Raw genomic sequence first — 25,483 nt, forward strand, 5'->3', positions numbered from 1 at the left:
ACAAACAAGAGAAAGAGAGACAACGGTGTCCTATCAGAAGTCCATCTCGCGTCGACAGACGCGGGCACTACGTCCGGCCGCTCTCGTGGCCATCGCCGGCGTCGCCGTGCTCCTCGCCGGGTGCGGCTCGGGCGGCGCGACGGTCGGGAGCAGCAGTGCTCCCACGAGTTCCGGAATGGCCAGCGAGTGCGGCGAAGTGCCCAACATCCCGCCCAACTTCGTCGACGGCGCCGACGCGGAGCTCACCGACGCCACGAAGGAGCTGTTCAGCGGCTACCCGGGTCCCGTGCGTGTGAGCCCCTACGCGGACATGGAGGCCAAGCCCGGACCGTGGCGCATCGGGTTCAGCTCGTTCGCGCCCAACTCCGCGTGGGTCACCAACCTGTTCCAGGGCATGGAGGATGCGTTCCAGAAGGCCAAAGAGCTCGGTCTCGTGGAAGGCGAGCTGGAGATGAGCATCCTGCCGGACGCCGCGACGCAGACTCCCGCCGACCAGATCGCCGGGTTCCAATCGCTGGTGCGCGACGGCGTCGACGGCGTCATCATGCTTCCGATTGCCGCGGACCCGCTTGCACCCGCGCTCACGGAGGCCGGCGAGGCGGGCATCCCCACGGTCATCATGGGCAACACCAGTCCGTCCGAGTACGCCATCTCGGCCAACCCGCTCAACATCGCGGGCGGCACCGCCGAAACGATCAAGGCCCTCGGCGGCAAGGGTGACATCGTGGTGGTTCGCGGCATGCAGGGCGCCGCCGCCGAGACCTACGGTTACGACCAGATCAAGACGATGATCGATGCGTGCCCCGACCTCAACATCATCGGTGAGATCAACGGCAACTGGAACAACGCGACGACGAAGACGGCGATGCAGCAGTTCCTCGTCTCACACCCGGGCCAGATCGACGGGGTCCTGCAGAACGGCATCATGGCCCAGGGCGTCATCCAGGCATTCGAGCAGGTCGGACGCGACGTGCCCATCGTGAACATGGTCGGCGGCCAGGCAGGCGACCTCTCGTACTTCGCCGACCACCTCGACGAGGGCTACGTCACGGGCGGAAGCGCGTACAACGGCAACCAGCAGGCATGGGCCGCGATGCGGATCCTCCTGAACACACTGGCCGGAAACGGCCCCAAGGTGACGGACATCCCGATCCAGGTGCCCGTGGTCACAAAGGACAACGTCAAGTCGCTCGTGCCCGAGGGCGCAACGCTGAACGACCTCGGGGACCCGCTCGGCTCGCCGAACGACTTCGCCCCGCAGTCGTACCTCGACCAGTTCTTCACCACGACGGGTGGCCCCGGCAAGGACCTCGTCGAGTAGCTCGACGGTGCCGGCGGGTGTCGCCGGACGCGATCGCCGAGATCGCTCCGGCGGCACCCATCTGCTCGGCACCGGCCGCGCTCGCTCAGACATCACCGAAGGAAGACATACCCATGACCGCAATGCACATCAGCGAGAGCTTGCACCACCTGATCGACTCCGACGCCGAGTTCGAACAGCTCGCCGACGGATTCGTCTTCTCCGAGGGACCCGCGTGGAACGACGTCACCGACGAGCTGATCTTTCACGACATTCCAGGCGACGCGCGGTGGCGTTGGACGCAGGCGCGCGGCGCGGAGCTCCTGGAGTCGCCGGATTTCAAGGGCAACGGCGCCGTGTTCGAGCCCGGCGGCGGACTCCTCGTCTGCGAGCAGGTCACGAGCTCCCTCGTGCGCATCTTTCCCGACGGTCGGCGGGAGATCCCGGCGTTCCACTATCGAGGCAAGTACCTGAACAGTCCGAACGACGTCGTCACGCACTCGGACGGAAGCATCTACTTCACCGATCCCAACTACGGCCGCTGGCCGGTGGCCGTCGGTGTCGGGCGCGAATGCGAGCTCGACTTCCAGGGGGTCTTCCGCGTGCCCCCCGGTGGCGGGCCCGTTCAACTGGTCGTCGAACCGGGCGAGTTCGAGCAGCCCAACGGCCTGTGCTTCTCACCGGACGAGAAGACCATGTACATCAACGACCGCACGAATCTGAAGGCGTTCGACGTCGCCACCGACGGCGCGCTGGTGCGCGGGCGCATCGTCTGCGAGGACATGGGGAGCACCGGGATACCCGGCACGGGCAATCCCGACGGGATGAAGACCGACGAGCTCGGAAACGTCTGGTGCACTGCTCGCGACGGGATCTGGATCTTCTCACCCGAGGAAGAACTGCTGGGCATCCTCCCCACCCCGGAGGTCGCGGGAAACCTGGTCTGGGGTGGTGCCGACCTCCGGACCCTGTTCGTCACCATGACGACGAAGCTGTACCGGGTGCAGACGAAGGTCGCGTCGTGTCGACTGCCGTATCACCGACCGGATCGGTGGGACTCGTGAGCGCGACGTCGCAGACCGAGGCGCGAATCGGGCGTCTCGAGGATCTCGTCGAGATCCGCGCGCTGGTGTTCCGGTACCGAGAACACCTCGACCGACGGGACATGGCGGCCTATGCGGCTCTGTTCGCCGCCGACGGCATCTGGTCCGGACGGACGGGCACCGCCCGGACACCGGGCGGCATTCGGGCGATGCTCGAGGAGCGGCTCGCTCCCAATCCGCCCGCACCCGGGCGCACAACCGTCCACTTCGTCACAGAGCCCGTGATCGTGCTCGACGGCGACACCGCGACGGGCGAATGCCTCTGGACCTTGCTGGGGCGCAGCTCGGACGACACTCCCGAGATCATCCTGCTGGGTCACTACGAGGATGAATACGTCCGCGAAGACGGCGCCTGGAAGTTCGCCAAGCGTACGGCGCACGTGGATGTGCCGCGGTGAACCGCGGGAACGCAGAGCGATCGTCGATGGACGCCGAGACGCGTGCTCGACGACTCGAGGACATCGAGCAGATCCGACGACTGACCGCCGCGTACAAGCAGGCGCTGGACGGCAAGGACGTCGTGGCCTACGCGGAGTTGTTCGCCGAGGCCGGCACCCTCTGGTGCACGCCCGAGCTGCAGGCCACGGGGCGGGCAGCGATTCGCGCTCTGGTGGACGGCATGAGCGGTAATCTGCTGACGAACGAGGTCGGCTCCGACTTCCACGCCACGGCGAACGCGCTCATCGAGGTCGACGGTGACCGCGGGACCGGTACCTCGACGTGGCTGTATTTCACCGTCAGCGCCGACGGTGACCCTCGGCTCACCAAGATCGGCCACTACGACGACCACTACATCCGTGAGGACGGGTGCTGGCGCTTCCACCGGCGCGACGCGATCACCGATATCCCATTCGAGTGACCGCTCACGCGCGGCACGCCAACACGAGAAAGAGGAGGACCGCCAGTTGAGTCCGCTCATCAACGACCCGGCGACGTTCGTCGCCGAATCCCTCCGCGGGTTCTGCTCCGCTCATGCCGATCGTGTGGCGCCCGCGCCGGGCGGGGTGGTCAGGCGCGTGCGAAGGCCCGGAAAGGTGGCCATCGTCGCGGGCGGCGGATCGGGGCACTATCCCGCATTCGCCGGCTGGGTGGGGCGCGGTTTCGTCGATGCAGCCGTCTGCGGCAACATCTTCTCCTCCCCCTCCGAGAAGCAGATCCTGGACGTCGTCCGGCTTGCCGACGAAGGGGGCGGGATCCTCTTCGTCCCGATCAACTACGCGGGCGACATCCTCCATTTCGGCGGCGCACAAGACAAACTCCTGATGAGTGGTGTCGACGCGCGCACCGTCGTCGTCGCGGACGACATCGCGTCCGGGACGCCGGATGCACCGGAGGGGCGCCGGGGCATCGCCGGCAGTCTGATCGTCCTCAAGATCGTCGGCGCCGCCGCAGAGCGCGGAGGCGGACTCGACGAGGCGGAGCGTGTCGCGAAGTCAGCCGTGAAGGCGACGAGGACATTCGGAGTCGCCTTCTCGGGATGCACCCTCCCGGGCGCCCCGGCTCCTCTGTTCACCGTCCCGGTCGGCCGCATGGCAGTCGGGATGGGCATTCACGGAGAACCGGGGATCGCCGAGCAGGACATCGGAACGGCGGCGGAAGTCGCGGATGTCCTGATCGACGGTTTGCTCGCGGAACGCCCCGCAAAGGTCGGTCAGCGGCTTGCGGTGGTCGTCAACGGACTCGGCACGACGAAGTACGACGAACTGAATCTGGTGTTCGCCCGCGTGCGTCAGCGTCTCGAGGAAGCCGGGATGAAGCTCGTGGCTCCGCTCGTCGGCGAGTACATGACGAGCCTCGACATGGCGGGACTCTCGGTGAGCATCACCTATCTGGATACCGAGCTCGAGGATCTGTGGCTCGACCCCGTTGACTCGGTCGCACTCGCTCGGCCGCTGCTCGACCCCGAAGCGGGTCGGGAGCCCGACTACCCGATCGACCAGCGTCTCGACTCCGGCGTCGCCGCCGGCACGACGGAGTCGAACCGATCGGCGCGCGACATCGTGCATCGACTGAGCACAGCCTCCGCCGCCATCGAACTCGCCGCGGACGAACTCGGTCGCCTCGACGCGATCGCGGGCGACGGCGACCACGGAATCGGGATGGTCGCCGGTGTCAAGGGTGCGCTGGCGGCGGCGCGGCGCGCCGTCGATGCCGGGGCGGGTGCCGGAACGGCGCTGCGGCTCGCGGGCGAGCGTTGGTCGGCGGTCGCCGGCGGGACATCCGGCGCGCTGTGGGGGGCGGGGCTGGTCGCCGCCGGCGCCGTGGTCGGCGACACGGAAGCGCCCAGCTCGACGACCGTCGGGGCCGCCGTCAGTGCGTTCGCCGTCGCCATCGTCGCACGCGGAGGGGCAGAGCCGGGCGACAAGACCATGGTGGATGCAATCGTGCCGTTCGTCGCAACGCTGCGGGAGCGGATCGACGAGGGTGAGAACGTCCACAGCGCGTGGGGGGCGGCGGCTGCGGCAGCGACCCGGGCAGCCCGAGACAGCGCTGCTCTGTCACCGCGAAAAGGTCGGGCGCGCATTCACGGAGCGCGATCGGTCGGAACACCGGATGCGGGCGCGACGTCTTTCGCGCTGCTGGCTGAGGCCGCTGTATCGGCGCGATAGGAATCGGTCACTCGGGGACGAGCCGTGAACCCCCGCGCCACCTCATGAGCGGCGACGGATGCCGGGACGCGTCCAAGCCGTGACGCCGGCGTCGCGCCGCAGAACGCCCAGGCACGCGAGCGTGAGGGCGAGCTGAGCTATCCCCGTGCCGATGTAGAGCGTCTGCAGCAGCGAAAACACCGGCACCAACGCGACCTCGACATAGATCCAGATCACCATGCCGAACCCCGCGACCGCGTTCGCGAACATAGCGTAGGGACGACGCAACAACAGCAGAACGAACGCCAAGCCCTGCGTCCCGCCCACCACGACCAACAGGATCAGGCCGACGCTCACATAGGTGAACACGCTGTCTTCGATCCACCAGGTCGGCATGCCGAGCGACCACGGCGTCATCAAACCGATCCCACCGACCACCGCCGAAAGCGCGTTGAATCCCGAGACGACCAACAGCAGGATGCGCCACAACCGAGATGTGTCCATGGCCCGACGCTATGCGGTGTTCCCGAACGCGAGTACGGCCGAAGGTCCCGTCCCCCTCGACGCACTCCGATCACGCGAAGCCGAGGAGCGGTGGCAGGGCGAGCACGACGAACGCCGCCCACACGGCGAACACGGGCAGGTACGACGTCTGCCAGCGCACCAGGCGCGACACGGGTGCGCGCCCGATCAGCAGCCGAATCGACAGCCAGGCCGTTACCGCCAGGTTGACGATCAGCAGCGCGTTCAGACCGATCGCGGCGACGCGGTTGGGTGTCAGCCCGAGGTCGCCGATCCGGGCGACGAGCGAGCCGAACACCAGAGCATCCAATACCAGTGCCGCGACGACGGTGACCAGACGGATGACGTCCATCGCACCCGCGCGCGCCGTTTCGGGTCGAGCCGACAGGCCATACAGAACCAGGCCGAGCACGACCAGCAGCAGCGCGTCGAACCCCGTCAGCAGCTCGCGGTCGAACTCGCGACCGATGCCGGCAACGGCATACAGCACCACGGCCACCCCGAGCATCGCGGCGAACAGGGGCGTGAAGATCGCCGTCAGCACGGGTGCGATGTTCTCGATCACGCTCTTCTTGGCCTCGACGAGCCAGGCCGCGACGATCACCGCCGCCGCGCCGCCGGAGGGCAGCGTCCACTTCTCCAGCCCGCTGATCGATTCGGGCGCGATCGGCGAGATCACCAGCACCGTCAGCCCGATCAGCACGCCGCCCCCGAGCGCGATCAGGACGAGGTAGATCGCCCACTCCCCCGTGAACCGGATGAAGTCCATTCGCCGAGCACTCGATCGCCACTCCGCACTGACATAGGCGGCGCCGACGACGAACCACAGAACGACGGGCAGGTGTATCGCTATCAGGGTCGCGGTCGCCGACGAATCGTCGAAGGGGAACACGTTCACGCCGATCGCGAGGACCGCCACGATCGCGCCGATGACGAGAGCCCGCCCGCGCGTCATCCCCCGCGTCCAGGCGAGGTACCCGGCCAGCACCGGCAGCACGAACAGGCTGACGTTCCGCGGGAACCACGACGCCATGCCGCCGCCGCTCTCTGCCGCGACCCGGCCCACCTGGATCGATACGGCAGCGAGCAGCGCGAACGCGATCATCACGGACAGCGGATGCTTCGACCGCCCGTCGCCCGCATCCGCCTCCGGTGCGAGCACCAGGTGCTTCCACAGCCGGTCGCCATGCTCCCGGGCGAACTCGGCGGTCAGACGATCCGCCGCACCGAGGCGTTTGAGCGCGATCAAGAATGCCTCGTCCTCGCTCAGGCCCGACGCGGTGAGGTCCTCCGCCTGATCGCGCAGGTGCTCCTCGAGCTCATCGAGGTCCGCGGCGTCGATCACCCGGCCACGCGCGAGCGACGCGCGCCACTGTTGCACACCCTCGTCCAGCGCACCCACGTCAGGCCCCCGCCATGGCGATGTCGCCCGGTGTGCGGCCCGCGAGCCCGCCCGGAGCGGCGATACCCCAGATGCCGCTCAGCGTGCGGGTGGCGGTCGCCCACTGTCGGCGCTGCTCGACGAGCTGTGCACGACCGGCATCCGTGATCCGGTAGTTGCGGCGTCGGCGTCCCTCGGGCGACACGCCCCACTCGGCCTCGACGTGCCCGAGCCGGTCGAGCCGGTGCAGCAGCGGGTACAGCATGCCGTCCGTCCATTCCAGCTCACCCCCCGACAGCTCGCGGACACGTTTCAGGATCGCGTAGCCATAGCTGTCTCCGTCGCTCAGGATCGCGAGCACCAGCGGGGCCGCCATCGCGGCGACCAGATCTTTGTCGATGTTCATGAGGCCTCCTACCCTCGAAGCACTATACATTGCTGTGCTATGCATGTGGTTCTACGTATCCCGGTCGCCCCTTCCCAGGAACCTGCCGCCCGGGCCGGTAGACTGTTCGGACCCGCGGGAGTGGTGGAATTGGCAGACACGCAGGATTTAGGTTCCTGTGCTTTCGGGCGTGTGGGTTCAAGTCCCACCTTCCGCACTGGGCCGATTCTTCACATCTTCGTGAGGTCGGCGACCCGCCCCAGAACGACGGGAAAGTAACTCGTGCAGCCTGCAGCCCTCATCCCCTGGCTCGACCCCGCGGCGATCATCGACTGGGCGGGCCCTTGGTCACTCGTCGTGGTGTGCTTCATCGTCTTCGCCGAGACGGGCCTGCTGATCGGGTTCCTCCTGCCGGGCGACACCCTTCTCGTCATCGCGGGGCTGCTCTCGCACTCGACGGCTGTCGCACCCAACGGTGTCTTCGGCCTGTCGGTGTGGTGGGTGGCCCTGCTGATCGGCCTGTCCGCGTTCGTCGGTGGTGAAGTCGGGTACTTCATCGGGCACAAGGCGGGTCCCGCCGTGTTCGAACGCAAGGAATCCGGCCTGTTCAGCGTCAAGAACGTCGAGCGCACCAACGCCTTCTTCGAGCGCTTCGGCGGAATCACGATCATCCTGGCGCGCTTCGTGCCGATCGTGCGCACCTTCGCGCCGGTCGCGGCGGGCGTCGGCCACATGCACAAGGGCAAGTACACGCTCTACAACCTGATCGGCGCCATCCTCTGGGGTTTCGGGCTGACGATGTTCGGCTACGTCATCGGATTCATTCCGTTCGTGCGCGACCTCGTGACCGAGTACATCGACGTCATTCTGCTCATCGCCGTGGGCGGCACCGCGCTCGTCACCGCCTACCACTACTTCAGTGAGCGCCGGAAGGCCAAGAAGGCCGCCGCGGCGGGCGAGGATGTCGTCACGGATGCCGTCGAAGCACAGGAACTCGTACTCGAGCCCGAGGTGTTCGACAAGGCCCCCGAGATCGGCCACCACGACACCGACGGCCACCCGCGCCCCGGCGCCTGACGCGCGTCCGCGCCTGGCGCACCCGGCGAGACCGGGTCAGGACGCTCTCGCGGACTTCTTCTTCGCCGCCGGCTTCTCGGCGGGTTTCGACGGAGACTTCTTGGCCGGAGCATCCTTCTTCGCCCCACCGTCCCCGCGCGCGGCACGTGACCTCTCGACGCTGGCACGCAGCGCATCCATCAGGTCGATGACCTCGCCACCCTTCTCCTCGGACTCCTGCTCCCCGAAGGTCGCCGCGGTGTCGAGCGTGTCGCCCTGCTCGATTTTCGCCTCGATCAGGGTCTTCAACTCGCGCTGGTAGTCGTCGACGAACTCGTCCGGCCGGAAGTCGTCGGCGAAACTGTCGACGAGGCTGGCCGACAGCTCGAGCTCCTTGGCAGAGATCTTCACGGGCTCATCGAGCGCAGGGAACGACGCCTCGCGAACCTCGTCGGCCCACAGCAACGTCTGCAGCACGAGCACTTCGCCCCGGACTCGGAGTGCCGCGAGCCGGGTCTTCTGCCGCAACGTGAACCGCACGATCGCCGTGCGGTCGGTCTCTTCCAGCGTCCGCCGCAGCAGCACGTAGGCCTTGGGCGACGACGAATCGGGCTCGAGGAAGTACGAGCGGTCGAGCATGATCGGATCGACCTGATCCGAGGGCACGAACTCGACGACTTCGATCTCGCGACTGCGCTCGGAGGGCAGCGAAGCGATGTCGTCCTTCGTCAGCACCACGGTGTGCTCGCCGTCGTCGTAGGCGCGGTCGATGTCGGCGTACGGCACGACCTCGCCGTCGATCTCGCAGATGCGCTGGTACCGGATGCGTCCGCCATCCTTCGCGTGCACCTGGTGCAGCGACACGTCGTGGTCCTCGGTCGCGGCGTAGACCTTGACGGGCACGTTGACGAGGCCGAACGCGACGGCACCCTTCCAGATCGCTCTCATGGCACCAGTCAACCCGTTCCGCTGTCGCAAATCGACCCCTTGACTCGGGCCCGGCATCGATGTGCGACAGCGGAGAAACTCGGGAGTGCACGGGTACCCTGAGCGCATGGCCGGGGAGCAGGTGGTGCGCGTTGCGGGGCGTCGCCTGCGCGTGTCGAACCTCGACAAGGTGCTCTACCCCGCCACGGGCACGACCAAGGGCGAGGTCATCGCGTATTACACGCGGATTGCGCCCTTCCTCATTCCGCACGTCACCGGGCGACCCGTGACCCGCAAGCGGTGGCCGGATGGCGTGGGCACGGCGGAGCATCCCGAGTCCTCGTTCTTCGCGAAAGACCTGGAGGCCGGAGCCCCCGACTGGGTGCGGCGCACCCGCATCGAGCACTCGGGCGGGCCGAAGGACTACCCGCTCGTCGGCGATGTCGCGACGCTCGTGTACCTCGCGCAGGTCGCGAGCCTCGAGCTGCACGTTCCCCAATGGCGCTTCACGGCGGACGGTGCCCGCGGCAACCCCGATCGGCTGGTGCTCGACCTCGATCCCGGTCCGGGCGTCGGGCTCGCCGCGTGTGCGGAGGTCGCGCGCTGGTGCCGCGACATCCTCGGCGGGATGGGCTGGGACGCCTACCCCGTCACGAGCGGCAGCAAGGGCATCCACCTGTACGCGCCCCTCGACGGCGCCCAGACGAGCGACCAGATCTCGGCATTCGCGAAAGAACTCGCGCGTGCGGTCGAGGCCGATCATCCCGACCTCGTCGTCAGCGCGATGAGCAGGGCCGCGCGCCCCGGCCGCGTCTTCATCGACTGGAGCCAGAACAACGCCGCCAAGACGACGATCGCGCCCTACTCGCTGCGCGGACGTCCTCACCCGACGGTCGCCGCGCCCCGCACGTGGGCCGAACTCGATGACCCGAACCTGGCGCACCTCGAGTTCGCCGAGGTTCTCGAGAGGGTGGAATCGGATGGCGACCCACTCGCCGCACTCGGCTTCCACGCCGGGGGGCGCTCCGCGGACGACGGACCCCTCGCCGTCTACATCGCAAAACGCGAGGCGGGCAAGACCCCCGAACCGGTGCCGTCCAATGCACTCGGGGCGTCCGACGCCTCCGGCGAGCGCCCGCGCTTCGTCATCCAGGAGCACCACGCGAGCCGCCTGCACTGGGATCTGCGCCTCGAGCGCGACGGCGTGCTCGCCAGTTGGGCGGTCCCCCGCGGCATCCCGCCGACCGCCGCCCGCAACAACCTGGCCGTCCAGACCGAGGACCACCCGATCGAATACCTCGAGTTCGAGGGCACCATCCCCGCGGGCGAGTACGGCGCGGGCTCGATGACGATCTGGGACGACGGCCGCTACGACCTCGAGAAGTGGCGCGACGACGAGATCATCGCAACTCTCGAGGGGCGCCCCGGCGGACCCCTCGGAAGGGTCCGGATCGCGCTCATCCGCACGAACGGCAACGGTGAGAAGTCGACCTGGCTGCTGCACCGCATGAAGACGGATGCCTCGGGTGCGCCGCAGCCGGACGGTCGGGCCGTCGTGCCCCTGGACGAGGTCGACGACGAGGCGCCGCACGCGTCGGACGGACACGGGGACGCAGACGCCGTCACAGAGCGGGAGAGCTCGGCCGACGAGCCCGCCGCGCGGGAGGCGCCCACGCCGTCCGCGACCCGCGCGAGCTCCGACATCCCGCCCGGCGAACGGTTCAGCCCGATGCTCGCGACGGGATCCACGCCCGGTCTGGCCGCGGCGGCGATCCGCCGCTGGTCGGCGCGCGGGGGCGCCGCGCCCTGGGTCGAGTTCAAGTGGGACGGCATCCGCGCCCTCGGCGTGTGGGACGGCGCGACGTTGCGCCTGATCGGTCGCCGCGGCACCGACATCACGTCGCGGTACCCCGAGATCACCGCCGAATCGCTCGGCCTGCCACCGGTACCCGCGGTGCTCGACGGCGAACTCGTCGCCCTCGACGACTCCGGACGCCCCAGCTTCTCGCTGCTGCAGAACCGCATGAACCTCGTGAAGGCGAACGAGATCGCCGCGGAGGCCCGCCGCACCCGCGTGACCTTCTACGTGTTCGACCTGATCGAGCACGACGGAGCGGATATTGCGACCCTCCCCCTACGCGAACGCCGCTCGCTGCTCGACCGCGTCGTCGCGGAAGCCCGGCCGCCCCTGTCGGCACCGCCGGTCTTCGACGACCTCGACGCGGCACTCGCGACGGCGCGCGAGTTCGGGCTGGAGGGCGTGATGGTGAAGGATCCCGCGTCGGCGTATCGCCGAGGCATCCGCACGGAATCGTGGCTCAAGGTCAAGCTCACACGGACGCAGGAAGTCGTGATCGGCGCCATCCGTCCCGGCCGGGGTGGCCGGAGTGGGTCGATCGGGTCGTTGCTGCTCGGCGTGCCGGGCCCGGACGGTCTGCAGTACGTGGGGCGGGTGGGGACGGGCTTCAGCGACGCGACTCTCACGCGCCTCGCCGACGCGCTCAGTCCGTTGCGGTCGGACACGAATCCGTTCGTGGGCGTTCCGGCGGCGGATGCCTCGGACGCCCTGTGGGTGCGGCCGGAGCTCGTCGCCGAGGTGGAGTTCGCCGAGTGGACACGCGATGGTTCGCTGCGTCACGCCCGCTGGCGCGGCCTGCGCCCCGACAAGACCCCCGCAGATGTGGTGCGGGAGGCCTGACACACCACCGATTCGGGGTGAGAAGAGGACTTCGGCACCGGATGAGGATGATCGAGCCCCGATGTTCCTCCCCCGGCGCCTAAGTCCTCGGTGGGGGTGCGACTGCGTAGCGCCCGGCGGTGTGACCGGGCTCCGTCAGGCGTGCGCCGCTGTGTCGCGGTCGGCGTAGCCCGCGGGCTCGAACTGGAACGTCGAATGCGCGACGTCGAAGTGGTCGGCCAGGCACGACTGCAGGCTCGCGAGAAGCTCGGCCGCTCCCCCGTGCTCGAGCACGTCGGCGTCCACGACGACGTGGGCGGTGAACACCGGGGCTCCGCGGGTCAGCTGCCAGACGTGCACGTCGTGGACGTCCGCGACTCCCGGCGCACCCAGAATGTGATTGCGGATCTCGGCGATGTGCGTGCCCTGCGGCGCCGATTCCGACAGCACCGAGAACACCTCGCGCAGCAGCCCGATCGCTCGGGGCACGATCATCGCGGCGATCAGCAGCGACGCGATCGCATCGGCCTGCACCCACCCCGAGACGACGATGACGATCGCGGCCACGATGACGGCGGCGGATCCGAGCAGATCGCCCATCACCTCGAGATACGCCCCGCGCACGTTGATGCTGCTGCGCTGCGCCGAGCTCAGCAGCCACAGCGCCACGGCGTTCGCCACCAGGCCGACGATCGCGATGACGAGCATCACGCCGCCCTCGACCTCGGCGTCACCCGGTGCCATCAGTCGCCCAACGCCCTCGATTGCGATCCAGACGGACAGGACGATCAGGACGGCCGCGTTGATCAGCGCGCCGAACACCTCGGCACGCTGATAACCGTATGTCCGGCGATCATCCGCCGGCCGCGACGCAACGGCGTTGGCGACGAGCGCGATGACGAGCGCCGCCGTGTCCGTGAACATGTGTGCCGCATCGGCGAGCAGGGCCAGCGATCCGCTCAGCACACCACCGGCGATCTGCACGACCATGACGGTCGCGGTGAGCGCGAGCGACATCGCCAAGAGTCGACGGTTCGAGGCGTTGCGGATGCCTCCCCCGGCCGGCGCGTGATCGTGCATGCCTCCAGGCTAGGCCCGAGATTGCACCGTTCCGCGCCATTTCGCCTAGCCGGGAATGACTCCGATTCTCATACGCTCGCGCCTCGCCGGATCTCAGACCGAGAGGGTCGACAGCAGCGGCACGAGCGCCAAGAACGCGCGAGCCCGGTGCGATGCCGCATTCTTCTCGGCGGGTGAGAACTCCGCGGCCGAGCGCTCGGCGCCCGACGGCTGCCCGTCCGGGACGAAGATCGGGTCGTAGCCGAATCCGTTCTCACCCGACGGGGCGGAAGCGAGGCGCCCCGACCACCGACCCTCGACCACGTGCTCGGCGGCCGCTTCCCCGTCTTCCGCGGGCACGACGAGCGCGATCGTCGAGATGAACTGCGCGGTTCGGTGCGGATCCGCGACGTCCGAGAGTTGGTCGAGCAACAGGGTGAGGTTGGCCGAGGCATCCTTCGCGTGTCCCGCCCAGTAGGCGGAGAACACCCCCGGCGAACCGCCCAGGACGTCGACGCAGATCCCCGAATCGTCGGCGAGTGCCGGCAACCCGGTATGCGCCGCCGCCGCGCGGGCCTTGATCAGAGCGTTCTGCGCGAACGTCACACCGTCCTCGACGGGCTCGGGTCCGTCGTAACCGATGACCTCGAGGTCGGGACGCGTCTCGCGGACGATCGCGCCGAACTCCTCGACCTTGTGCGGGTTGTGCGTGGCGAGCACGATGCGCCGTGACATCCGCTACTCCGCCGTCGATCCCGCGAGCGCGGCGAGCTGGTGCTCGCGCAGCGATGCGCACCCGGCCACTCCGAGGTCGAGCAGGGCATCGAGCTCGCGCTTGTCGAACGGCGCGCCCTCGGCCGTCCCCTGCACCTCGACGAAGAGGCCCCGCCCCGTCACGACGACGTTCATGTCGGTGTCGGCGCGGACATCCTCGACGTACGCCAGGTCGAGCATCGGCTCGCCGTCGATGATGCCGACCGAGACGGCCGCGACCGAGTCGTGCAGGGGCTGCGAGCGCTGCGCGATGAAGCTCTTGCGCTTGCCCCACTCGATCGCGTCGGCGAGGGCGACGTACGCGCCCGTGATCGCGGCCGTGCGGGTGCCGCCGTCGGCCTGCAGCACGTCGCAGTCGATCACGATCGTGTTCTCGCCCAGTGCCTTGGTGTCGACGACCGAGCGCAGCGCGCGGCCGATCAGGCGCGAGATCTCGTGCGTGCGCCCGCCGATCTTGCCCTTGACGCTCTCACGGTCGTTGCGGCTGTTCGTCGCACGCGGCAGCATCGCGTACTCGGCCGTGACCCAGCCCTTGCCCTTGCCGACGAGCCAGCGCGGCACGCCGTTCGTGAACGAGGCCGTGCAGAGGACCCTGGTGCCGCCGAACGAGATGAGCGCCGAACCCTCGGCGTGGGCGCTCCAGCCGCGCTCGATCGTGATGGGACGCAGCTCTGCGGGGGTGCGCCCGTCGGCGCGCGCGATCTCGGTCATGTCTGTCTCGTTTCGTTCGGAGAGTATGGGTGAGTTGCGGGGTCGTCAACCGACCGACGGCAGGTCGATCGCGCCCGTGTGCACGAGCTGAACGGATCGCACCTCACGACCCATCAGCCGGTTCGCGAGGTCGATGAAGGCCTCCGGTGATCCGCCCGTCGCCTCGTAGACGTGCGTCCCGGGCTGGTCGGACGAGGTCAGCAGGTCACGGGTCACGAGCTGGCGGTAGACGTCGTTGGCCGTCTCGTCATCGCTCGCCACGAGCGAGACATCCGGTCCCATGACGTAGCTGATCGCTCCCTTGAGGAACGGGTAGTGCGTGCAGCCGAGCACGAGCGTGTCGATGCCCGCGTGCCGGAGCGGTGCGAGATACCCCTCGGCGATCTCGAGCAGCTCGGGCGAGCCGGTCACGCCCCGCTCGACGAAGTCGACGAACGCCGGGCACGCCTGCGCGAAGACCGTCAGGGCGTCGTTGAGTTCGAGCATGTCCTGGTAGGCGCCCGAGCCGATCGTGCCCTCGGTGCCGATCACGCCGATACGTCCGTTGCGCGTCGTCGCGATCGCGGTGCGGACGGCGGGACGGATGACCTCGACGACGGGCACGTCGTAGCGCTCCCGGGCATCGCCCAAGACGGCCGCCGAGGCCGTGTTGCACGCGATCACGAGCATCTTCACGCCCTGGTCGACGAGCGAGTCGAGCACCTCGAGAGAGTAGCGCCGCACATCGGCGATCGGCTTCGGGCCGTAGGGCGAGTGCAGGGTGTCGCCGATGTAGACGAGGGATTCGCGGGGCAGCTGATCGCCGATCGCACGTGCCACCGTGAGCCCACCGACGCCGGAGTCGAAGATTCCGATCGGCGCGTCGTTCATGGTTCCCCAGCCTACCCGGGGCGGATGCTCGCGGCCCGCGTCGGTAGAGTGACCGGATGACCGACCCGGCCAGCGGCCACAGCAGCGCCCTATACACCGATCGCTACGAGCTCACGATGGTGGGTGCCGCGCTTCGCGACGGAACCGCCCGCCTCCCCTGCGTCTTCGAGGTGTTCGCGCGCCGTCTGCCGGGTGGGCGACGCTACGGGGTGGTGGCCGGTACCGGGCGGCTGCTCGGGCTGCTGCGCGACTTCCGCTTCGGCGACGACGAGCTGGCGTTCCTCCGCGATGAGCGGATCGTGGATGCCGAGACACTCGCGTTCCTCGAGACCTATCGGTTCCGCGGTTCGATCTCGGGCTACCGCGAGGGCGAGCTGTACTTCCCCGGCTCGCCCGTGCTGACCGTCGAGGGCACCTTCGCGGACGCGGTCGTGCTCGAGACCCTCGCGCTGAGCGTCCTCAACCACGACTCGGCGATCGCGACCGCGGCGGCCCGCATGTCGACGGCCGCGGGCTCGCGCCCCCTGGCTGAGATGGGTTCGCGTCGCGCGGGCGAAGAGTCGGCCATCGCGGCGGCCCGCGCCGCCTACATCGCGGGATTCTCGGCGACGAGCAACCTCGAGGCCGGCCGCCGCTGGCAGGTCCCCACGATGGGCACCGCCGCGCACGCCTGGACCCTCCTGCACGACACCGAAGAACAAGCCTTCCGTGCCCAGGTCGACGCGCTGGGCCCGAGCACGACGCTGCTCGTCGACACCTACGACATCCGCCGCGGGGTCGAGACCGCGATCCGCGTCGCGGGCACGGAGCTCGGCGGCATCCGCATCGACTCCGGAGACCTCCCCATCGTCGCGACCGACGTGCGTGCTCAGCTCGACGCGCTCGGCGCGACCCGGACCCGCATAACCGTGACGAGCGACCTCGACGAGTACGCCATCGCGGCCCTCGCCGCCTCTCCCGTCGACGCCTACGGTGTCGGCACCTCGGTCGTCACGGGCTCTGGCGTGCCCACCGCGGGTATGGTCTACAAGCTCGTGGCACGACAGGACGCGTCGGGCACCTGGATCCCGGTGGCGAAGGCGTCTTCCGCCAAGGCGTCCATCGGCGGCCGCAAGTCCGCCTATCGCACCGTCGAGCACGCCGTGTCGACGAGCGAGCTCGTCATCGCCGATGGAGCTTCCGCCGAGGGAACTTCCGCCGATGGATCGGATGCCTCGGCATCCGTCCCCTCCGGTGCCCGCGCCCTGCAGGTCCCGCTCGTCGTCGCCGGCGAGATCGACACCGCCGCGGAGGGGCCGGAGGGCACCCGTGCCGCCCGCACCCATCACGCCCGGGTCCGCGCCGAACTGCCGCTCCAGGCGCTCGCGCTGAGCAAGTCCGATCCGGCGATCCCGACCGTCATGGTCGGGCGCTAGCTCGATCAGGTCTGCAGCGACTCGTAGATCTCTTTGCACGACGGGCACACGGGGAACTTCTCGGGGTCGCGACCCGGAGTCCACTTCTTGCCGCACAGCGCCCGCACCGGCTTGCCCGTCAGAGCCGACTCGAGGATCTTCTCCTTCTTGACGTAGTGAGAGAAGCGCTCGTGGTCGCCGGGTTCGACGTTCTCTTCTCGTGTGAGCTCTTCGAGCTCACGTTCGAGGGTGGCAAGGCCGCCTTGGTCTGGGGAATCGAGAGGCGTGCTCATGGCTGGTCAGTCTATCGGCGCCAGGCGGCTCGGGGCCCGTCTCAGGCGGTCTCGGCCAGTTCGAGCAGACGGCCGCCGCGACGGCGGAAGAGGGCGCCGCCGATGGCCACCCCGATCACGAAGACGCCGAGTCCGATCCCGAGGCCGAGCCCCAGCGCCAACATCGTCGCTTCCTCGGCGCCCGCCACGGATCTCCAGGTCCAGAGCAGAGCCGGAGCGCTCACGACGATGGATCCGAGCAGTACCGCTCCCTGGGCGATGACGCCCGACGAGCCCGTGCGCTGCGGCTGCCGGAAGGGATTGTCACCCGGACGCGTCACGGCGTACGGTGCGACAACGGAAGCAATGCTCGACAGCCCGAGGCCCGACAGATACAGCGAGGCGCCCGCCCCGATCATGGCCGGGAACACGTCCCAGCTGCCGTGCAGCGCGACCGAGAACACGAGCGCGATGGCCAGCACCGGCGTCGCGAAGAGCAGGATCGGCGCGAGACGTCCGACGCGATCCGCGATGCCGTGCACGTTCGATGCGACGTGCATCCACACGGCGGTCGAGTCGTACGCGACATCGTCGTGCGGCAGCCAGCCGAGGAACAGCGCCGCGAGAAGCACCGGGATGAGGATGGCGATCTCGAGCGGCACACCCGCCACGAGCAGCGGCACGATCGAGATGGCCGCCGCGACCGGCACGATGACCACGTTCATCAGATACCGACGGTCGTGCAGCCAATAGATCATGCTGCGTGCCGCGATGGCACCCCCGGGCGTGCCCGGCATGACGCCGAACCAGCCGAGCCCGGCGTGATCATGGGCGGGGGTGGAGCGGATCGCACCCGAGACCAGCCGCTGCGCCAGCCAGGCCCACGAGAGCCACAGCACGACGAGGGTGGCGACCGCGATGGCGAGCGCAACGGGCGCGTTCGCGTTCGGATCGCCGATCGCCCAGGCGGCGCCGAACGGAGTGAGCGCCAGCACCTCGGCGACCGAGCCGACGGGCGAAGCAAGAGGATCCGAGGATGTCGCGTAGTAGACGCCGACCGGCACGGCACCGACCAGGGCACCCAGCGCGAACAGGCCGACGAGCGACCTGCCGCGTCCCTCGCGGACGGCGATCGCGGCAAGAGCGAAACCCACCCGGCCGGCGAAGGTGCAGGTCAGAACCCCGAGAACGGCGCCCACGATGGCGAGTGCCGGGCTCGCACCGTGCCCCGCCCAGACGACCACGCCGCTCACGGCGAAGACGACGACGAGCGCCAGCGGAGCGCTGATGAGCGAAGCGATCGACAGTGTCGCGATGAGCCCGCGCGGGGCCAGGCCGAAGACCGCGAAGCGGCGGGGATCCAGCGGGTCGGGCGCCCCGGTCAACGCCGGTGCGAGCGCAAAGGCCAGCACGAGGGCGGATCCCGTCCACACCATGACCGTCCCGGTGCGGTCGGGCGAAGCGCCGGACAGCGACAGGATGCCGAGGCATCCGATGATTCCGAGCGCCACCAGCGCGACGAGGCCGGCGACCGCGCGCACGACGTGTGACGAATCGCCGCGCAGCGCGCCGACCAGGAGCGCTGCCCTCAGTCGGAGAACGTGTGCAACCACTCGAGACCTTCCGCATCGTCGACGCCGCCGGAGAGTTCGACGAAGCGCTGCTCGAGCGTCATCTCGCCGCGCACCTCGTCGACCGTGCCCGTTGCCAGCACCTCACCCTCGACCAGGACCGCGACCCGCGTGCACACGCGCTCGACGAGCGCCATGCCGTGGCTCGAGAGCACCACCGTTCCGCCGTGCGCGACATACGTCTCGAGGATGTCGAGGATGACCTGGGACGACGCGGGATCCAGCGATTCGAAGGGCTCATCGAGCACGAGCACGCGGGGCGAATGGATCATCGCGCCCGCCAGCATCACCTTCTTGGTCATGCCCGCCGAGTAGTCCGACACGACGCGACCGAGCGCGTCGACCAGGTCGAACGCACGCGCGAGGTCGCTGATCCGGGACTGCACGACCGAGGACGACAGTCCGCGCAGGACGCCGTAGTAATACAGCAGCTGGCGTCCGGTCAGTCGATCGAACGTCCGCAGGCGGTCCGGCAGAACCCCGATGAGTCTTTTCGCCCGCGACGGATCGGTCGCGGCGTCGACGCCGCAGACCTCGATCGTTCCGCTGTCCGGGCGCAGGAGACCGGCGATCATCGAGAGCGTCGTCGTCTTTCCGGCGCCGTTGGGCCCGACCAGACCGAAGAACGAACCCGCGGGGATCGTCAGGTCGATCGCGTCGACGGCGCGCGTGTCTCCGAACTCCTTCACGACCCCGCGGAGGGCGAGCGCCGGCGCGGCTGACCCCGTCTCGCTCTCGAGGGTCTCGGCGAGGACGTCCGGATCGACGATGGCGAGCGCCGGCGCGGCTGACCCCGTCTCGCTCTCGAGGGTCTCGGCGAGGACGTCCGGATCGACGATGGCGAGCGACTCTTCGTGGCCGATGTCTTCCCTGACGGTCTCATCCGCGATTTCTTCGACGACGGGGTCGTCGACGAAGGGCCCGTCAAGGACAGGGCCGTCAAGGACAGGGTCGTCAACGACAGGGCCGTCAACGACGGAAACATCAGCGACGGTCTGGTCTTCGGCGGGATCGTCTTCGTGAGGCTCTTCGACAGCGGTGTCGTCAACCACGGTGACGGATGCTCCGTTCTCCGCGATCGCGGGCTGCTCGTCGTCCGCGGAATCTCCGGCCGGAGCCGCGTCAGCCTCGGGCTCCGGAAGGAAAAGCGGAGGGAGGGGCGGACGGGGAGGAAGCGCGGCCTTCCCGTCGGACGGCGCCTCGATGTCGACCGCTCCCTCGGGCGACTCCCCAGGAGCAGCCGCCGGGAGAGGCGGAGGCGGGCCGGGGACGGCCACGGGAGGCGTCCGCGTCGCAGCGCTCGGGGCGTTCTTCGCGGTGCGGGGCGCGGCGGGCTTGCGGGGCGTCGACGCGGCGGTTCGCGACACTGCGGCCTTACGGGGCGCTCGCGGAGTCGTCGGCTTGGCCGTGGGGCGCGGCGGCTTCGGCGGTACGTCGGTGACCGCAGCATCCGGTCCCTCCGGCGACTCCCGGGGTGACGCGGAATCGCCGGCCCCCGCGGTCGGACGCTGTGGGCGCGGGGCGCGGGGCGCGCGAGGTCGCGGCGGCGCCTTGGGCGGTGCGGTGGGGGCTCGCTGAGGCTCGGCGGGGGAAGTCGCGGACTCGTCGGAAGGATCCCGCGGGTCAGGCGTCGGAGCGGTCACCGCCCCAACGTATCAACCAACCGGACCGAGACCCGGGGGACGTGCCGGGCATTCACAGGCAACGGTGATCCGCATCACGAAAAGACAACGACGGCAATGCGGTCCTGCGGCTTCCCAGGGTCGATCTGTAGCATGGCCGAAGCACAAAGGCGTGTCGCGCACCTGAATCGACGGTGAACGCACACGAACTTCTGGAGCATCATGAGCCTACGAATTGTCATCCTCGCAGCCGGTATGGGGTCGCGACTCGGTCGCGCCCTGCCCAAGCCGCTCACCGAACTGAGCGACGGCCGGTCGATCATGCGTCAGCAGCACGACAACGTTCGGAGTGCATTCGGCGATGACGCCCGCATCACGACGGTCGTCGGCTACCGCGCCGAGACCATCGTCGAGGCTTTCCCCGACGTCGACTACGTCTACAACGACCGCTACGACCAGACGAACACGTCCAAGTCGCTGCTGCGTGCGCTCGAGAAGACCGGTCGCGGCGGCGTGCTCTGGATGAACGGCGATGTCGTCTTCGACCCGCGCGTGCTCGGTCGCGCGATCGAACTCATCGAGCGCGACCAGTCCTTCGTGTCCGTCAACACCGCAAAGGTCAGCGACGAAGAGGTCAAGTACACCGTCACGGCCGAGGGCTACATCAAGGAGCTCTCGAAGACGGTTCGGGGCGGCATCGGCGAGGCCGTGGGCATCAACTACATCTCCGCGGCCGACAAGAAGGCATTCGTCCACCAGCTGGGACGAGTCGACGACCAGGACTACTTCGAACGCGGCCTCGAGTTCGCGATCATCGAGAACGGGCTTCTCGTCGAGCCCCTCGACATCTCCGACCTGTACGCCGTCGAGGTGGACTTCGCCGAAGACCTCGAGCGCGCCAACCTGTTCGTCTGACCGGCGCGCATCCAGCGCGTCCTCAGCCCCCGCGGATAGGCTCGCGCGGATGGCCGACAAGGTACACAGGATCCACTCCCTGCCGGGCGACGCGCCCTGGCAAGGGGGTCTTCCGCCCGTGGGTTCGGAAGAGCACCCCCGCATCGTCCGCGCCCTCGACCGTGTTCTGGCGATTCAGCGCCCGCTCGTCGTTGCACACATCCGCAGCATCCGGCTGAGGCATCCGAATGCCGCGACCGCTGACATCGTGCGCATGCTGGAACGCCGCTATCTCGCCGCCGTCACCACGGGCGGAGCGGCCGTCGGCGCCACCGCCGTCGTCCCGGGAATCGGCACCGGAGTGACGCTCGCACTGTCGGGTGTCGAGACGATCGGATTCCTCGAGTCGACCACGCTGTTCGCGCAGTCGGTGGCCGAGGTCCACGGCATCGCGATCGAGGACCCCGATCGTGCCCGCGCGCTGGTGCTCACCCTCATGCTCGGCAAAGAAGGCGTCGACCTGGTCGCCCAGCTCGCGGGTCAAGCCGCGGGCAAGGGCGCGGCACGCCCGGCCTACTGGGGGGAACTCGTCACCAAGACCCTGCCGCGCGCCGCCGTCGGCCCCCTCGTCGATCGACTGAAGACCGTGTTCGTCCACCAGTTCGCGGCGAAGGCCGGGGCATCGTGGGTCGGCAAGGCGCTGCCCTTCGGAATCGGGGCGGCCGTGGGCGGCGCGGGCAACAACATCCTGGGGCGTCGCGTGCTCGTCGGTTCGCGCCGGGCCTTCGGCGTCCCTCCCCTCGAGCTGCCGGCGGATCTCGAGCCGAAGCCGGGCGCCCGGCGCGTCGAGCACTCGACGATCGTCGGCGCGTCACGTCTCGGCGGCGCGGTCGCGGGTGCCGTGAGCGGGGTCGTGGGAAGCGCCGCACGCGGCGCCGGGTCGGCCGGCCGCAGGGTTGCGGGCACCGTCGGCCGCATCATGCCCCGACCGAACAAGGCCATCGACGAGAAGAAGTCGGCGCCCGATGGCGCACTCCCGGGAGCGGACACAGGCACAGGCCCACGCACAGGCACAGGCACTGACTCGCCCGCAGGCACAGGCACAGGTACAGGCCCACACTCGCCCGCAGACACAGGCACACCCGCAAATACAGGTACAGGCACAGGCTCGCCCGCAGACACAGGCTCGCGCGCGGACCCAGGCGCGTAGGCGTAAGCCCGCGCATCCATCCTCCCCCGCGCCCGTCGCGGAACGCTGTCCACCGACACTCGTCGGCTCGCGCTGATCCGTGCCCGCGCTGTCCGCGCTCGACCCTAACGTGCCTCGCATGCTGACACCCCTGATCCCCCGTGGCGCCCGGTCCCGAGAGCGCGCCTACCTCGTGCCCTGGCACGTCGAGCGACTGCACGACAGCCACAGCCTCGTCTCAAATGCCGGTGCGACGCCGCTCGACGTCGTGCGGGTATTCGTCCATATCGGATCCGATCACGGCGGCGCCAGACGCATCGAAACCCACCTGTGGGGAGGCATGATGCCCGGTGAAAGCGCCGAACTCTGCCTCTGCGCACTCGACCCGGACGACTGCATCGTCACGGTCGCGTGGTTCCGACCTCACGACGGGCGCGAGTACGTCTGGCGGTACGCCCCCTGAGCGCGCCGGCACGGCGCGGGTCAGTCGTCGAGTTCGGCCTCGTCGACGTCCTCAGGATCGCCGGCGGCGACGGAGCGGGCGTGCCAGGTCTCCCAGTCATCCATGAGTCGCGCGATAGCCGCGCGGAACGTTGCGGTCGGCGCTCCGGGACTCACATCCCCGAAGTAGTGCTCGACCCAATATCCGAGCCGCGCGGCGACGTCCGGGTCGCCCGCGACGCGCTCGAGCTCGGTCACGAACCCGGCCGGGGCGTCGGCGTGCAACCACTCGCAGGCCGCGAGATAGCCGCCGGTGTCGACGGATGCCTCGGGGTCGACCGGCCTCGTGATCAGCAGTGGGCGGCCGGCGGCCAAGCGGTCATAGACCATCGCCGAGATGTCGACGACCGCGATGTCGGCAGCCGACAGCTGCCAGCCGAGTTCGGGCCGATCGTCGTAGACGTGGTGCGCGCCGGCATCCCGCGCGTTGGCGGCCGCGATCGCCGCGATGATGCGCCGGTTCGCCGCGCCGTACTCCGGATCGATGACGCCGCTCCGCGGGTGCGGCCGGTAGATCACGCGGTGACGACCTGTGGCGAGAAGCTCCGAGACGAGGCGTTCGCCGTGGGTGCGGATCGAACCGTAATGGGCCGACGGCCGATCGCCCTCCCATGTCGGCGCGTACAGCACGACGGCGCGATCGTCCGGCGCGTAGGGCAGCTCGCCGGAGTAGTAGTCGGCCTGCGGACGACCGATCGGGACGGTACGCCGGTCGAAGTCGTAGTCCCAGAGAACCCGCGACAACCTCTCGCGCGCCGCGGTGCCCGCGATGAAGGCGTAGTCGTACGCCTTGAACTGGTTCGTCGTCATGTACATCTTGTCGGACTCGCCGTGGTTGATGAACACGTGCCAGCGGTGCCCGTATCGGAACATCTGGAAGTTGCGGGTGTTCTGGTTGACGTAGAGCACGATGCGGATGTCCTGGCCGACCACGAACTCCTCGAGCTTGCGCACGGAGGGCACGTACGCGACGGGCAGCGCACCGTCGGCGAGGATCGCCCGTGCCCCGGTCGCGGACCGCGACAGCACGACGACCGGCCAGGTGGACGCCAGCTCGGCGAGCGGACGGTACCACTGCCTGATCTGGTACATGTTCACATCGCCGTCGGCGAAGTAGACCGCGATGCGGAAGTGATGCGGCGGGTGCGGCGGCGCCTTTTCGATCTCGTGCACGACCGCCCGATGGGCCGTCCGATTCGCCAGGGCGCGTCGCGCCAATGCGGCGAGCTTGCGACCATCCGAAACGAGACCCATCCGTCCACCCTACCCAGCGGGTACTCGGGTCCACGGCGGGCCTCATGACATGATCGACGGGTGCATCAGGACGAACGCGGAGTGGTCGAGAGGACGGATCGAGACGCGTCGGCCGTCCCAGCGGGCTCCGGTGTGTCGTTCGTGATGCCGGTGCTGAACGAACGCCGTTATCTCGAGCGTGCCGTGCAGACCGTGCTCGACCAGGATGTCGACGGGCCGACCGAGCTGGTTCTCGCGCTGGGGCCGTCGACCGATGGAACGACCGAGCTCGCCCGAGAGCTGGCCGCGCGCGACGCCCGCATCACCCTCGTCGACAACCCCGCCGCCGACATCCCGATCGGGCTGAACGCCGCGATCCGCGCGAGCACCCTACCGACCGTCGTCCGCGTCGATGCGCACTCCGAGCTCGCGCCCGATTACACGCGCCGGGCCCTGGAGACACTCGAGCGCACGCGTGCCGCGAATGTCGGAGGCGTGATGCACGCCTCCGGGCGGACCCCGTTCCAGCGTGCGGTCGCGCGCGCCTACAACTCCCCCATCGGCCTCGGGGGCGGTGCGTATCACGGCGGAACCCGCGAGGGTGAGGCCGAGTCCGCGTACCTCGGCGTGCTGCGCCGGTCGGTGCTCGACGAGGTGGGGTTGTTCGATGAGAGCATCCGACGCGGCGAGGACTGGGAACTGAACCTGCGGATCCGAGCGGCCGGGTACCGCGTCTGGTTCGACCCGACGCTCGCTGTGACGTACTGGCCGCGCGAGAGCTGGGTGCGGCTCGCCCGGCAGTTCCGGGCGACCGGCGCGTGGCGCGGCGAGCTGGTCCGGCGCTACGGCAGGCGCAACTCACTGCGTTTCTTCGCGCCCCCGGTGCTCGTGATCGACGTCGCGCTCAGCATCGTCGTCGCCGTACTGCAGGTCACGGGTGTCCTGAGCGGGTGGCCGGGCCTCATCGCATCCGCCGTATACGTGCCAGTCGCCGCGTACGCGGTGCTCATCGTCGCGGTTGCGGTGGGGCGCGGCGGAGGAAAAGGATGGCGCGACAAGCTGTGGACGCTCGCCGTGTTGCCCACCATGCACCTGGCCTGGGGATTCGGCTTCATCGTCGGTCTCGTGCGGGGCGCGCACGAGACGGTCGACACCTCGCGTCTCGGCGACCGCAACACTCCGCTGCCCTAGCTGTTCTGACCTCGACCGTTGTTGATTCGGTCGAGGTCAGCACACCTAGCGCATGCTGCTACACCCGTTCCGAGGCAGGCAGGGCACAGCCCGGTCGCAGCGGGTCGCTTCGGCAGACCCGGTGATCCGGGCGCGGCACCTGGTCGCCGAGACGGGCTCAGTGACCGGGCATGGCACAGCGGGTCACTCCGACGGGCGCAGCG

24 protein-coding genes and 1 tRNA gene are annotated in these 25,483 nt (G+C 69.1%); 13 read left to right on the top strand and 12 right to left on the bottom strand.

Annotated features, from left to right (window positions below):
- The first annotated feature begins 25 nt into the window (after positions 1–25).
- The 5 genes from C2868_RS09035 (at position 26) to C2868_RS09055 (ending at position 5,012) form a co-directional block, all read left to right on the top strand.
- Complete coding sequence (locus C2868_RS09035; RefSeq protein WP_100810480.1) at positions 26–1,321, top strand: substrate-binding domain-containing protein; 1,296 nt, start codon at positions 26–28, stop codon at positions 1,319–1,321.
- Between the two features lie 113 nt (positions 1,322–1,434).
- Positions 1,435–2,364: an SMP-30/gluconolactonase/LRE family protein gene (locus C2868_RS09040; protein WP_157813892.1), complete on the top strand. Its 930-nt coding sequence runs from the start codon at positions 1,435–1,437 to the stop codon at positions 2,362–2,364.
- Positions 2,322–2,801 (top strand): nuclear transport factor 2 family protein, encoded by a 480-nt coding sequence (locus C2868_RS09045; protein WP_157813891.1) that lies wholly within the window; start codon positions 2,322–2,324, stop codon positions 2,799–2,801. The genes C2868_RS09040 and C2868_RS09045 overlap by 43 nt, the downstream gene beginning before the upstream one ends.
- Before the next feature lie 26 nt (positions 2,802–2,827).
- Positions 2,828–3,262 (top strand): nuclear transport factor 2 family protein, encoded by a 435-nt coding sequence (locus tag C2868_RS09050; RefSeq protein ID WP_146048034.1) that lies wholly within the window; start codon positions 2,828–2,830, stop codon positions 3,260–3,262.
- A 46-nt stretch (positions 3,263–3,308) separates the two neighbouring features.
- On the top strand, positions 3,309–5,012 hold the full coding sequence (locus C2868_RS09055; protein WP_100810476.1) for a dihydroxyacetone kinase family protein: 1,704 nt from the start codon (positions 3,309–3,311) through the stop codon (positions 5,010–5,012).
- A gap of 42 nt (positions 5,013–5,054) precedes the next feature.
- On the opposite strand, the gene C2868_RS09060 is transcribed toward C2868_RS09055, so the two are convergent.
- The 3 genes from C2868_RS09060 to C2868_RS09070 form a co-directional block, all read right to left on the bottom strand.
- Positions 5,055–5,495, bottom strand: coding sequence for a hypothetical protein (locus C2868_RS09060; protein ID WP_103663177.1), 441 nt, complete (start codon positions 5,493–5,495; stop codon positions 5,055–5,057).
- 70 nt (positions 5,496–5,565) lie between these two features.
- Positions 5,566–6,915, bottom strand: a complete 1,350-nt coding sequence (locus tag C2868_RS09065) for a permease prefix domain 1-containing protein (RefSeq protein ID WP_100810474.1) — start codon at positions 6,913–6,915, stop codon at positions 5,566–5,568.
- A gap of 1 nt (position 6,916) precedes the next feature.
- Complete coding sequence (locus C2868_RS09070; protein WP_100810473.1) at positions 6,917–7,300, bottom strand: PadR family transcriptional regulator; 384 nt, start codon at positions 7,298–7,300, stop codon at positions 6,917–6,919.
- 114 nt (positions 7,301–7,414) lie between these two features.
- On the opposite strand from C2868_RS09070, the gene C2868_RS09075 reads away from it, so the two are divergent.
- Positions 7,415–7,496: transfer RNA gene (locus C2868_RS09075), tRNA-Leu, on the top strand.
- A 65-nt stretch (positions 7,497–7,561) separates the two neighbouring features.
- The gene (locus C2868_RS09080; protein ID WP_100810472.1) at positions 7,562–8,356 is read left to right on the top strand and encodes a DedA family protein; all 795 of its coding nucleotides are present in this window, start codon (positions 7,562–7,564) and stop codon (positions 8,354–8,356) included.
- A gap of 36 nt (positions 8,357–8,392) precedes the next feature.
- On the opposite strand, the gene C2868_RS09085 is transcribed toward C2868_RS09080, so the two are convergent.
- Positions 8,393–9,283, bottom strand: a complete 891-nt coding sequence (locus C2868_RS09085) for a Ku protein (RefSeq protein ID WP_100810471.1) — start codon at positions 9,281–9,283, stop codon at positions 8,393–8,395.
- Positions 9,284–9,389: 106 nt separating this feature from the next.
- Here C2868_RS09085 and C2868_RS09090 point away from each other — a divergent pair, with 106 nt between their 5' ends.
- Positions 9,390–11,960 carry an ATP-dependent DNA ligase gene (locus tag C2868_RS09090; protein ID WP_100810470.1) on the top strand — a complete coding sequence of 857 codons (2,571 nt, stop codon included), beginning with the start codon at positions 9,390–9,392 and terminating at the stop codon, positions 11,958–11,960.
- Between the two features lie 135 nt (positions 11,961–12,095).
- Here the strand turns inward: C2868_RS09090 and C2868_RS09095 are convergent, their stop codons facing one another.
- From C2868_RS09095 to murI, 4 genes are all read right to left on the bottom strand, one after another.
- A complete protein-coding gene (locus C2868_RS09095) occupies positions 12,096–13,019 on the bottom strand; it encodes a cation diffusion facilitator family transporter (RefSeq protein WP_100810469.1) in 924 nt (307 codons plus the stop codon).
- Positions 13,020–13,112: 93 nt separating this feature from the next.
- Entirely contained in the window at positions 13,113–13,733 is a 621-nt protein-coding gene (gene rdgB, locus C2868_RS09100) for an RdgB/HAM1 family non-canonical purine NTP pyrophosphatase (RefSeq protein WP_100810468.1), read from the bottom strand.
- A 3-nt stretch (positions 13,734–13,736) separates the two neighbouring features.
- Positions 13,737–14,483, bottom strand: coding sequence for a ribonuclease PH (gene rph / locus C2868_RS09105; RefSeq protein WP_100810467.1), 747 nt, complete (start codon positions 14,481–14,483; stop codon positions 13,737–13,739).
- A gap of 45 nt (positions 14,484–14,528) precedes the next feature.
- Positions 14,529–15,353, bottom strand: a complete 825-nt coding sequence (gene murI, locus C2868_RS09110) for a glutamate racemase (protein WP_100810466.1) — start codon at positions 15,351–15,353, stop codon at positions 14,529–14,531.
- A gap of 56 nt (positions 15,354–15,409) precedes the next feature.
- Between murI and C2868_RS09115 the strand changes: the two genes are divergently transcribed.
- Positions 15,410–16,768: a nicotinate phosphoribosyltransferase gene (locus C2868_RS09115; protein ID WP_100810465.1), complete on the top strand. Its 1,359-nt coding sequence runs from the start codon at positions 15,410–15,412 to the stop codon at positions 16,766–16,768.
- A 5-nt stretch (positions 16,769–16,773) separates the two neighbouring features.
- On the opposite strand, the gene C2868_RS09120 is transcribed toward C2868_RS09115, so the two are convergent.
- The 3 genes from C2868_RS09120 to C2868_RS09130 are packed head-to-tail and all read right to left on the bottom strand — an operon-like array spanning position 16,774 to position 19,702.
- A complete protein-coding gene (locus tag C2868_RS09120) occupies positions 16,774–17,040 on the bottom strand; it encodes a DUF3039 domain-containing protein (RefSeq protein ID WP_100810464.1) in 267 nt (88 codons plus the stop codon).
- Positions 17,041–17,081: 41 nt separating this feature from the next.
- Positions 17,082–18,632 (bottom strand): hypothetical protein, encoded by a 1,551-nt coding sequence (locus tag C2868_RS09125; protein WP_100810463.1) that lies wholly within the window; start codon positions 18,630–18,632, stop codon positions 17,082–17,084.
- Entirely contained in the window at positions 18,608–19,702 is a 1,095-nt protein-coding gene (locus tag C2868_RS09130; protein WP_232711151.1) for an ABC transporter ATP-binding protein, read from the bottom strand. The genes C2868_RS09125 and C2868_RS09130 overlap by 25 nt, the downstream gene beginning before the upstream one ends.
- 792 nt (positions 19,703–20,494) lie before the next feature.
- On the opposite strand from C2868_RS09130, the gene C2868_RS09135 reads away from it, so the two are divergent.
- From C2868_RS09135 to C2868_RS09145, 3 genes are all read left to right on the top strand, one after another.
- On the top strand, positions 20,495–21,187 hold the full coding sequence (locus C2868_RS09135) for an NTP transferase domain-containing protein (protein ID WP_100810461.1): 693 nt from the start codon (positions 20,495–20,497) through the stop codon (positions 21,185–21,187).
- Between the two features lie 49 nt (positions 21,188–21,236).
- Positions 21,237–22,376, top strand: coding sequence for a hypothetical protein (locus tag C2868_RS09140; RefSeq protein ID WP_232711150.1), 1,140 nt, complete (start codon positions 21,237–21,239; stop codon positions 22,374–22,376).
- 118 nt (positions 22,377–22,494) lie between these two features.
- Positions 22,495–22,818, top strand: a complete 324-nt coding sequence (locus C2868_RS09145; protein WP_100811276.1) for a hypothetical protein — start codon at positions 22,495–22,497, stop codon at positions 22,816–22,818.
- Positions 22,819–22,838: 20 nt separating this feature from the next.
- Here C2868_RS09145 and C2868_RS09150 read toward each other — a convergent pair whose 3' ends face one another.
- Positions 22,839–24,110 (bottom strand): CDP-glycerol glycerophosphotransferase family protein, encoded by a 1,272-nt coding sequence (locus C2868_RS09150; RefSeq protein ID WP_100810460.1) that lies wholly within the window; start codon positions 24,108–24,110, stop codon positions 22,839–22,841.
- Positions 24,111–24,254: 144 nt separating this feature from the next.
- Here C2868_RS09150 and C2868_RS09155 point away from each other — a divergent pair, with 144 nt between their 5' ends.
- Positions 24,255–25,280 (top strand): glycosyltransferase, encoded by a 1,026-nt coding sequence (locus tag C2868_RS09155; protein ID WP_100811275.1) that lies wholly within the window; start codon positions 24,255–24,257, stop codon positions 25,278–25,280.
- Positions 25,281–25,483: the final 203 nt, after the last annotated feature.

Source organism: Microbacterium sp. CJ77, from assembly GCF_002911615.1.
In the GTDB taxonomy this organism is placed as follows: domain Bacteria; phylum Actinomycetota; class Actinomycetes; order Actinomycetales; family Microbacteriaceae; genus Microbacterium.